The sequence below is a fragment of the Brevibacterium permense genome (genome assembly GCF_025506275.1).
Lineage (GTDB): Bacteria > Actinomycetota > Actinomycetes > Actinomycetales > Brevibacteriaceae > Brevibacterium > Brevibacterium permense_A.
The window spans coordinates 295,854-306,141 of the sequence record NZ_QYCP01000001.1; the positions used below are offsets into that span (position 1 = coordinate 295,854).

The 10,288-nt window shown below is 64.8% G+C and carries 7 protein-coding genes; 2 read left to right on the plus strand and 5 right to left on the minus strand.

Going from position 1 to position 10,288, the window contains the following annotated elements; translation table 11 throughout:
- Positions 1-13 precede the first annotated feature (13 nt).
- A complete protein-coding gene (locus tag D3I60_RS01255; protein ID WP_440588545.1) occupies positions 14-1,645 on the minus strand; it encodes an SLC13 family permease in 1,632 nt (543 codons plus the stop codon).
- 88 nt (positions 1,646-1,733) lie between these two features.
- On the opposite strand from D3I60_RS01255, the gene D3I60_RS01260 reads away from it, so the two are divergent.
- On the plus strand, positions 1,734-2,618 hold the full coding sequence (locus D3I60_RS01260) for a LysR family transcriptional regulator (protein ID WP_262774265.1): 885 nt from the start codon (positions 1,734-1,736) through the stop codon (positions 2,616-2,618).
- A 137-nt stretch (positions 2,619-2,755) separates the two neighbouring features.
- On the plus strand, positions 2,756-3,865 hold the full coding sequence (locus D3I60_RS01265) for a tartrate dehydrogenase (protein WP_262774266.1): 1,110 nt from the start codon (positions 2,756-2,758) through the stop codon (positions 3,863-3,865).
- Between the two features lie 77 nt (positions 3,866-3,942).
- On the opposite strand, the gene D3I60_RS01270 is transcribed toward D3I60_RS01265, so the two are convergent.
- The 4 genes from D3I60_RS01270 to D3I60_RS01285 all read right to left on the minus strand — a co-directional run bounded on the left by D3I60_RS01270 (position 3,943) and on the right by D3I60_RS01285 (position 9,862).
- Entirely contained in the window at positions 3,943-4,851 is a 909-nt protein-coding gene (locus D3I60_RS01270) for a cation diffusion facilitator family transporter (RefSeq protein WP_262774268.1), read from the minus strand.
- Positions 4,852-5,069: 218 nt separating this feature from the next.
- Entirely contained in the window at positions 5,070-6,818 is a 1,749-nt protein-coding gene (locus tag D3I60_RS01275) for a flotillin family protein (RefSeq protein WP_262774270.1), read from the minus strand.
- 236 nt (positions 6,819-7,054) lie between these two features.
- Entirely contained in the window at positions 7,055-7,516 is a 462-nt protein-coding gene (locus tag D3I60_RS01280; protein ID WP_262774272.1) for a DUF3817 domain-containing protein, read from the minus strand.
- Positions 7,517-7,762: 246 nt separating this feature from the next.
- Complete coding sequence (locus tag D3I60_RS01285) at positions 7,763-9,862, minus strand: M28 family peptidase (protein ID WP_262774273.1); 2,100 nt, start codon at positions 9,860-9,862, stop codon at positions 7,763-7,765.
- Positions 9,863-10,288 lie beyond the last annotated feature (426 nt).

A 10,288-nucleotide genomic window follows, 5' to 3' on the forward strand; every position in this document is an offset into this window, starting at 1 on the left:
CCGCAGAAGCGGCTTACTGTCCGAGACCGATGACCCCGATCATCAACGGCACCAGTGCCACGATGAGGATGGCTCCGGCGATGTCGAAGGAGAAGCCGGTGCGGATCATCTTCGTGATCGGCACGGCTCCGGTGCCGTAGACGATCGCGTTCTGCGGCGTCGAGACCGGGAGCATAAAACCGAACGACGCTGCGAAGGTCGCGGCCATCGCCGGTACGAACGGATCAATGCCCGCCGCCTGGCACAGCGGGATGACGATCGGCACGATCACGGCCGCCGCCGCGGTGTTCGACGTCGTCTCCGAGATGAGGATCGCCAGCACAACGGACACTGCGGTGATGGCGAGCAGACTCTTCACGCCCAGGCCGTCGGCGAACCCGGTGCCGATCGTCTCGGCCAGACCTGTGTCGGCCAGCAGGGCTCCGAAGATGATGCCGCAGCCGAAGAGGATGATCGTGCCCCAGTCGATCTTCGCCGCCTGGGTCCAGGTCAGCGTGGGCTCGCGACGCTTCCAGTCGACGGGGAGGATGAAGAGCAGCGAGGCGCCGATGACGGCGACGATCCCTTCGTCGAGGCGGGAGTCGAGGAACTCGTAGATCGCCGAATCGGTGCCTGTGAACAGGGCACTGAATGCCGGCAGCAGCCACAGCACCACGGTGACTCCGAAAGCGAAGAGGGTGTTCTTCTCCGCACGGGACACGGGACCGAGGTCGGCGAGCTCCTTCTTCACATACTCTTCGACGCCTTCGATCTTCCGGATCTCCGGCTTGTTGAGCAGGAACAGCACGACGGCGAGGATGATGAACATCGCCACGCAGATCGGCAGGGCCACAGCCATCCACTGGCCGAAGGAGATCTTCGTCCCCGTCGCCTCCTCGATGAGTCCGCGCCCGATGAGGTTCGGAGGTGAACCGACGGGAGTGAGCAGCCCGCCGACGCTCGCACCGTAGGCCAGCATGAGCAGCAGTGCCGCACCAACCCGGAGCCGCAACGGGTCGAAGTCCTTCTTCACGATGCCGCGCTCCTGCATGAGCTCGGCAATCACAGCGAGGATGCCCAACGCCGTGGGCATGAGCATCGCCACAGTCGCCGTGTTCGACACGAAGGCGGAGAGCACACAGGTGATGAGGCCGAAGGCGAGGATCACACGGTAGACCGACTTCCCGACACCGGGCAGTGCGAGAACGGTCAATGCCAGCCTTTGGGCGATTCCGTGGTGGAGCATCGCTTGGGCGAGGATGAACGCACCGATGAAGGTGAAGATCGTCGAAGACCCGAAAGGCCCGACCGCATCTGCGGCCGGCACGATCCCGAGGACGACGACTGCGCCGACACCGATGAGACCGCCGATGGGGATCGGCACCGGTTCTGTGATCCAGAGGACGATGACGCCGAGGAGGATCGCCGCCAGCATGTGCTGCTGATAGCTCAGCCCCATCGGGATGATTGCGAAGACGATCGTCACAAGCGGAGCAAGGATGAAACCCGAAGTCATCCGAGCCCGTTCGAACTTCTCCTCCCGCGGAGAGAGCTTCTGCTCGCTCAGACTTCGGAATGTCTTGCCGCCCAGGAGGGCCTCACGCACATCGGTCATCAGCCCTGACGAACCGTTGCTGCCGTATTTCTGCGAAGTACTCACCGTCATTGGTCCTTTCATCGCCGTCGTTTCAGCCTGACGGACCGGGCTCGAATAGTCCAAGGCTATTTTTCGATGCAATCGATAGTCTTGACCTATGGATATCCGTCAGATCCGCCATTTCCTCGCCGTCGTCGACACCGGCAGCTTCACGAAAGCTGCGGAGTCGCTCCTCGTCGCGCAGCCCTCCCTGTCACAGACGATCAAAGGGCTCGAACGGGAGCTCGGTGTGACACTCTTCCACCGAGTCGGACGTCGCATCACGCTCAGCGAAGCGGGCAGAGAACTCGAGGGACCGGCCAGGCTCGTCATCCGCGACCTCGAGACGGCGGAAGCGCACGTGCGAGGCCTGCGCGGACTGCGGTCGGGTCGGATCCAGATCGCGGCGATGCCCACCCCGAGCATCGAACCGCTCACGTCTCTGCTGTCGACGTTCACGCGTGAACACCCACAGGTCTCGTTCGATCTCAACGGCACCTTCACCGTCGACGAGACGGTCGAAGCCGTTCGCTACGGTCGCGCCGAGATCGGTTTCCTCGGCGGACGCGGCCCTCTGCTGGTCAGCGACCTTCAGGTCGTCCCGTTGGCAGACCAGCCCCTCATGCTCGCCACCGGCCCGTCTCTTTCCGCATCATTCGAGGCCGAGGCGTTCACCCCGGAATCCCTCGCCGGCACACGACTCATCGTCTCCCACAGGGGCTCACTCATGCGCGCGTACGTCGACGAACTCATCGGGCGCGGCATCGACATCGACATCGTCGCCGAGGTGACACACCGCAATTCGATCCTCCCCCTCGTCAGGGCCGGCATCGGCCAAGCGGTGCTGCCCGCGTCCTGGCAGAGCTTTGCCGCCGAGGGGCAGGTGCGCCTGGCCCCGATCTCCGGCGCACCGTCTCTGCATGTCTCGGCCATCGCACGTCAAGAAGGTCTGACGCCCGCGGCAGCTCGACTGCTGCAGCTGGCGATCGATCTTCAACTATAGGCACCACCTATCTGAATCATCACAATCCGATCTTGGACTTATCAACGGATCGAGTGCTCAATGGAGTCAGAGCGATACTCCCGGGCGCTGCAGGCGCCACGAGCTCTCCACTCCCTTCGACCAAGGACGAAAGAATCATGACGGAACCACAGACCTTCTCGATCGCCTCCATCCCCGGTGACGGCATCGGCGGCGAGGTCGTCGCCGCCGGACTGCGCGTGCTCGACACCATCGCCAAACAGTCCGAAGGGACGGTCGAGTTCGAGGTCACCGAGTATCCCTGGAGCTCGGAGTACTACCTGAAGAACGGCTGCTACATCCCCGAAGGCGGACTCGAGGAACTCGAGAAGCACGACGCCATCTACTTCGGCGCTGTCGGTTCGGCCGACGTCCCTGATCACACCAGCCTGTGGGGGCTGCGTCTGGCGATCACGCAGCCCTTCGACCAGTGGGCAAACATCCGCCCCGTCACCTTCCTGCCCGGCGTCGAGTCCCCGCTGCGGAAGGCCGATGACACCGAGCTCGACTGGATCGTCGTCCGGGAGAACAGCGAAGGCGAGTACGCCGGGATGGGCGGCCGCAACCTCAGCGGACGCGGCCCCGGCAACGAGGTGGCACTGCAGACCAGCCTGCACACGGAGAAGGGATGCGAACGGATCATCCGCTTCGCTTTCGATATTGCGCGCACTCGGGACGTGAAGAAGGTGTCCAGCGTGACGAAGTCGAACGCTCAGCAGTACGGAATGGTGCTGTGGGACGAAGTGTTCGTCCGTGTCGCCCAGGACTACCCCGATGTCGAGACCGAAAGCGTCCTCGTCGACGCGATGAGCGCGAAATTCGTCCTGCACCCGGAGCAGCTCTCCGTTGTCGTCGCATCCAACCTGCACGCGGACATCCTCTCGGATCTCGGCTCGGCGTTGGCCGGCAGCCTCGGCCTGGCCGCGAGCGCGAACCTCAACCCCGAGCGACGCTTCCCCTCGATGTTCGAACCTGTGCACGGCTCCGCCCCGGACATCGCAGGGCAGGGGATCTCGAACCCGATCGGAGCGATCTCGTCGGCCGCACTCATGCTCGACCAGTTCGGACTGACAGCAGAGGCCGACCGCGTCCGCCGGGCCATCGAGAAGGCCACCGGAGCCGGGATCCTGCCACGAGACTTGGGCGGCGAGTCGAATACCGTCGAGATGACCGAAGCGATCGTCGCTCAACTCGAAGCCATCCACGCCGAGGATCTCGCAGCCGTCTGAACAGCGCCCGGCAGAGACCCGAATCCCGCCGAGGCGGCCCTCCCCTGATCGGACACCGACCGGCAGGGTGGGCCGCCTCAGTCGTGGGTGTGAGTCTCCTCAGCGGCGTCTTTCGTCCGGTCGAACTGGAATGTCGAGTGTTCGATCGCGATCCTGTGGTGCTCCGTCAGGCATTCCTGCAGAGCCTTGAGGATGCGCGGCGCATGCCCGTCATAGAAGCATTCATCGGCGAGAACGACATGAGCGGTGAGTACCGGCAGGTTCGAGTCGATGCGGGTGATGTGGAGGTCATGGACTTCCTGCACATGCTCGACCGCCTCGAGATGCTCGCGGACCTTGTCGAGGTCGAGCTCCTTCGGTGCCTCTTCAAGCAGGATCGATCCGGTCTCGCGCAGGATGCCGAACGCTCTGGGAACGATGAGCGCCGCAATGATCAGGGCGGCCACCGCATCGGCGCGCTCCCAACCGAAGAGCCAGATCGCCAGAGCGGCGAAGATCACGGCGACCGAGCCGAGTGCATCGGCGATGACTTCGAGGAAGGCGGCCTTGAGGTTGAGGGAGTCTTCCTTCGATGAGCTGAGGATGACGATGGAGACGAGGTTGCCCACGAGGCCGATGGCACCGAAGAGCAGCAGGCCCGGGCCTGGCACCTCCGGCGGGACGAAGAATCTCCGGACGCCTTCGATGAGGCTGTAGACGCCGAGCCCCAGCAGCAGGGTCGCCTGGGCACCGGCCGCGAGCACTTCCGCCCGACGGAACCCCCAGGTCTTCTGTCCGCCCGTCGGTCTGCTGACCAAACTCGCTGCGAAGAGCGCGATGCCGATGCCGATGAGATCGACGGCGTTGTGGCCGGTGTCGATGAGCAGCGCGAGACTGCCCGTGACCACCGAGCCGATGAGCTGAAACACGAAGATCGTCGCGACGATGCCGAAGACGATCCGCAGCTGCCGCCGCGAACCTGAACCATGCGCATGATCGTGAGCCATAGATACCTCCTCGACTCAACACATTAACATATGCACATTTATTTATGCATCTAATCAGCCTCGATGCAGAATCGGAGCACACCAGACCCCACCCGCAGGGCACTTCACCGCCCGGCCGGTCGGCACCTCGGCGTAATCGACGGAAGAAGCGGCCGCCGAGGATGTCCTCGGCGGCCGCTGCCCGCGTAATCTAGGCGCCCCGGCACCCGGGGCGGCTGTCAGCTCTGGGTGCCCTTGCCGTCGTCGTCCTGTTCGTCGCCGGGCTCGCTGCTGTCGGGGATGCCTGCCGCATCCGCTCCGGAGGCGCCTGTACCGCTCTCGTCGAGGCGGCGCTTCGCCTCGTCGATATAGGCCTGCACATCGAAGCCGGTGGCCTTCTTCACCTCGTCACCGATCCGGTCCAGATCGACGCCGCTGTCATCGAGGAAAGCCTTCGGGTCGAATCCCGTGCCTGTCGATCGCGGACCGGCAGCCGCGTCGTCCGCGACGACCCCGTCGACGATCTCGTCCGAGGCGCGGTCCGCCCCAGATGAACCGACGGGAGCAGTCCCGCCAGAACCACCGGCCCCGCCGTCTCCACCGGGCTCGCCCGAACCATCACTACTCGAGCCGGCTCCGCCGGAGCCCTTTGCCTTGGCCACGAGGTCGGTGAGGTCGACACCGGTCGTTCCGCGCACGACTTCGAGGACCTGCGAGAGGTTGTTCGACACGGAGTTCGCGAGCTTCGACTCGCCATCGGTGGACACGATGGAGAGATCCTTGATGTTTGCATACGGCGCCACCAGCTCCCCGGCGACAGTGGGCAGCACCTCGAGCACCTTCGACAGCACGGCCGCATCGTTGAACTGCTTGTAGGCCTCGGCCTGTGCACGCAGCGCCTCGGCTTCGGCCTCACCGCGGGCACGAATCGCATCGGCCTCGGCTTCACCCTCGAGGCGGATCGCCTCGGCGTCCTTCGACCTACGGTGGAGCTCGGCGGCGGCCTCGGCCCGGCCCTGCGCCTCGATCTCATAGGCACGGGCATCGGCCGCGGCCTGCTGCCGATAGCGTTCGGCGTCCGCCGGTCGGCGCACCTCGGCGTCGAGCTGTTCGGCACGCAGCTCCGCGGCCTCCTTCGCCACGATCCGGTCCTTCTCGAGCAGCTTCTGCTTCTCTGCTGCCGCGGCCAACGGACCGGCATTGTCTGCCGTGGCCTGTCGCTGATCGGCCTCTTCCTTCAGCGCGGCCCGGCGCAGCGCCAGCTGCTGCTGCTGTTCGGCGATCGCCTGATCGGTCAGCGCCTGCTGCTTCTGGGTCTCCTCGTTCTGCTGCGCCTGCTCGACGGCCGAAGCACGGCCGGCGTTCGCCTCGGCGATGGCGGCGTTCTTCGCCACCTCGGCGGCCTGCGGACGACCCCAGTCGCGCAGATAGCTGCCTTCATCCTCGACCGCAGAGATCTGGAACGTATCGATGATGAGGCCCTGATTGTTCATCGAGTGCGCGGACTCTTCTTGCACCTGCGCGGCGAAGGAAGCGCGATCCTGGATGATCTGCTCGACGGTGAGCGTGCCGACCACTGCGCGCAGAGTGCCGGAGAGGATCTCCTTCGAGTAGTGGTCGATCTGGTCCTGCTGGTCGAGGAAGCGCTGTGCGGCCTTGCGCACATCGTCCTCGGTGCCGCCGACCTTGACCTGAGCGACGCCGCGCAGCCGCAGGGCGATGCCGTTGATGGAGATGCCGTCGATCTCGACGGAGATCTGCCGCGAGGACAGCGAGAGGATGAACGCCTTCTGCACGATCGGATAGACGACCGAGCGGCCCCCGATGACGATTCGACCGGTTCCCGACGCGCCCGAGGCGTTCCGACCGGTGATGATGAGCGCCTCGGACGGTGAGGCGATCTTGTAGGAGCGCAGGATCACGAACAGCGCGACCAGAATGATGAGAACGAGGACGCCGATTCCTCCGGCGCCTATGAGCAGGTCCATCGGTGGGCCTTTCATCGCAGTGGGGTGTGCCGACCGACCGATAGCCGGCCGGCCCCCTTCATCCTATTGGAACGCCCCGACACGCGACAGGACGGGTCTCCTCCGCTGGGGAAACCCGTCCTGTTCGTCTGCCTGCCGTCTCACACGAAAGCTCGGACCTTCGCCGAGCCGGCCCACCCGACAGTCGGCCGTGCGGCGATTGCCCGCTCGCCGCCACACCGAGGCAAGGCTCAGGTTCACTTGCCCCATTCCCAGGGCGGGCCCGCCACGAGCAGACCCGAGAAGATGACGATGACGAAGAGGATGCCGATGCCGATGGCCAGCCATGGGAAGCGGATGCACCATGACGTGAGCTTCTCGAACCAGGTCTGCGGGGTGCGGCCGTTGCGGCCCAGACCCCAGTCGCCTTCGAGAGATCCGGTCTTCTCCACCGAGCGTTCGAAGGGAATCGTGGCGTAGGGAATGATCGCCGATCCGAGGCCCGTGGCGATGCGGCGCTTGCTCCACTGCTGGGAAGTGCCAACGCCGATGACGGCGATGACGAAGCAGATGAAGATGAAGCCGTGGATGCCACCGCCGATGCGAACTCCGATCTCGGTGGTGTGCGTGACGTACTTGAGGAACATGCCCAGAAGGAGCAGCGTCCACGTGACGGTCTCTGCGATGGCGAAGAACTTGAAGAAGCGTTTGGGAGTCACAGAAGACCATTGTCCCTTGGCGGGTTGGGCGTCAGCTGAAGACCTCCGCCGATTGAGCGCATGAGTCTCATTCCGGTCCGGCACCGGACCGAGCACGAGCGGACACGACCGAACGGTGAATGTCCGAATGGGTCGGTGACCTGGACGGTCACCGACCCGTGGAACCTGCTGCCTCACCGAGGCGGCACCCCATCGACGATCAGATCTCGACGATGTCCCGCCTCGGCGAAGGTGCGGCTCTGCCGCTCAGCTGCGGCGGCGGCGCGAGCCCAGCGTCATCGCCAGACCGAGCACGATGAGCGCTCCGGCCGACAGAACCAGCGGCAGGGCTTCGTTACCGGTGCGCGGCAGATCTCCCCCGCCGCCACCGTTGCCGCCGTCACCGGCCCCCGGTCCGTCACCCTCGGCGACGACCTCGAAGGACCCGGTCAGCGGATCCCCGCCTTCACAGTCGACCGTAACGTCGTAGGTGCCGATGTAGCTGTCGACCATCGACGCATCGAGTCCGCGGACTCCGAATCGAGCCGTGCCGTCGGCTCCGACCTCGGCAGTCTGTTCGAATTTCTCGATCTTCCCGTTGTTCGGGGCCACCGTCATCGTCGCCGTGGAATCGGCGGCGCAGCCGGTGGCCGAGACCTGGACGCCCTTCTCGCTGACGAAGTCCGGTGCCTCGATCGTCTTCGGATCGATGCTCAGGGTCCGCTCATCAGGAGCCTCGGTCGGCGTCTCCGTGGGCGGATCAGTGGGATCCGTGGGCGGAGTCGTCGGATCGGTCGGAGGATCCGTCGGCGCGTCGGTGAGGTCATAGGCCAGCGTGTGGACGGCGAAGCCGATGGCGGGAGCGAAGATGTCGATGGACTCTTTGCTCACGTTGTCGATCGTGTCCGTGGGCTGGTGGTAGTTCGTGTCGTGCTTCTCACCGACGGTGCCGCCGAACATCTCGGCTTCCTCGGCGGTCTTCGTGCCGTCTGCTCCGGAGAACAGGCCGCTGGCCGGGATGCCGTTGTCGATGAACGCCTGGTAGTCCGAGCGTCCGGAGAAGTCGGTGCCGACGTTGGGCTGGTCGATATCGGCGAAGTAGTCAGTGAAGACCTTCTCGAGTTCGGCCGAGCCTTCGGGGACGTTGACCCCGTCGGGGATCGGCACATCGGAGCCGTCGGAGTCGAGCGTGCCGACGATGTAGTTGTCGGAGCCGATCATATCGAAGTTCATGTACGACTTGATCTTGCCCAGCTCGGCATCGTCGAGGCTCGCGACGTACTCCGTCGAACCGACGAGTCCGACCTCTTCCGCGCCCCACCAGCCGAAGCGGATGGCATTGTCGACATCGGTTGGCTGCTCGGCGAGCGCTTCGGCCGAAGCGAGGAGTGCAGCAGATCCCGAGCCGTTGTCGTTGACTCCGGGGCCTTCTTCGACACCGTCGAGGTGGGCACCGAACATCTGGACGTTGTCGTGGTCGCCGGCCTTGGTTTCGGCGATGACGTTCCAGGTCGTCTCGGTGACGAACTCGGTCTCGAGCGTGAAGTCGGCAGTCAGGGCCGCAGCTTCGGCTGCCGCGTCGTCTTCGGCGCCCTGCCCGAGTCCCGCCTCGGCATCAGTCTGGCTGCCGGCTTCGGCGCCGGCCTCGGCCCCTGCGGCTTCGACCTTCTCAAGGAGGTCAGTGCCGACGTTGTAGGTGACCGTCACCGTCGGCGCGCTGCCCTCCATGCGACCGCCGAGAGTGGCATTGAGCTCCTCGTCGGGATTGGCTTTGTCGTTGTTATAGATGATGACCGCCGCAGCACCGGCTTCGGTGGCGGCCTTGGTCTTGTCCCCGAAGGCGCATTCGCCGCGGGACACGAGCACGAGCGCCCCTTCAGCGCTGTCATCGAAGTCACTGGCCTGGCAGCCGAGCTGCCCGCCGGCGAAATCGCTGTTGTCGTCATCGACCGGCAGCACCACCGGCAGATCGGTCAGCGGCTCCGTCGTTCCCTCTGTATATTCGGCGGTCGTAACCTTGACTGCCTCTCCGTCGACCTTGACGTCGACGGTGCCGAAGTCCTGGCTTTCGACGTCGAAGGCCTGACGCTTCACGTCGAAGGCGCCGGTCGCCTCGAGGGTGGATTCGACGTATTTCACAGCTTCTTCGTAGCCGGGCGTGCCCAGCGCGCGGAATCCTTCGTCCGCGTGCGAGGTGGAGATGTCGGAGATCTTCTGCAGATGCTCCATCACGGCGTCGCCGTTGACGCCCATATCGGTGTGTTCAGTCGGTCCCGCGGTGCCCGTCGCCAGTGCCGGGCTCACCCCGCCGAGGACCAGTCCGGCCGTGGCGGTGACCGCCAGCCAGCTCTTCGTGCGCAACTTCATGGAGTTCCTTTCGCTCCTTTGTCTGTGTCCAGAGGAATCGCACATGACGGCGCACCGGAAGCGACCGCCACGGTATGACTCCTCGGCCATACCGGTGTCGGCCTCTCTACGGCTGCACTTGCGGGGAAGCTCGATTCTGACGCCTCGCCATGATTCGTCGTTGGTAACGAATCACATGCTTCTATAACGAAACGGTGACACAACTCACATTGGTCATTAATCTAACGCACCCCAGCGGCCTTTCATGTTACGAATTGATAACAACCGGTCACTGATTGATTTCGCACGCGCGGACTGTCTGAGGGTCACATGCGGATTCTCTGCGGCGACTGCGGCCGCACCACCGGTCACTCCCGCGACGCCCCGGCCTCACCTGCGGCCTGCCCGCACAACCCACCCCGGCCCGACTCCTCAGCCCCTCACCAC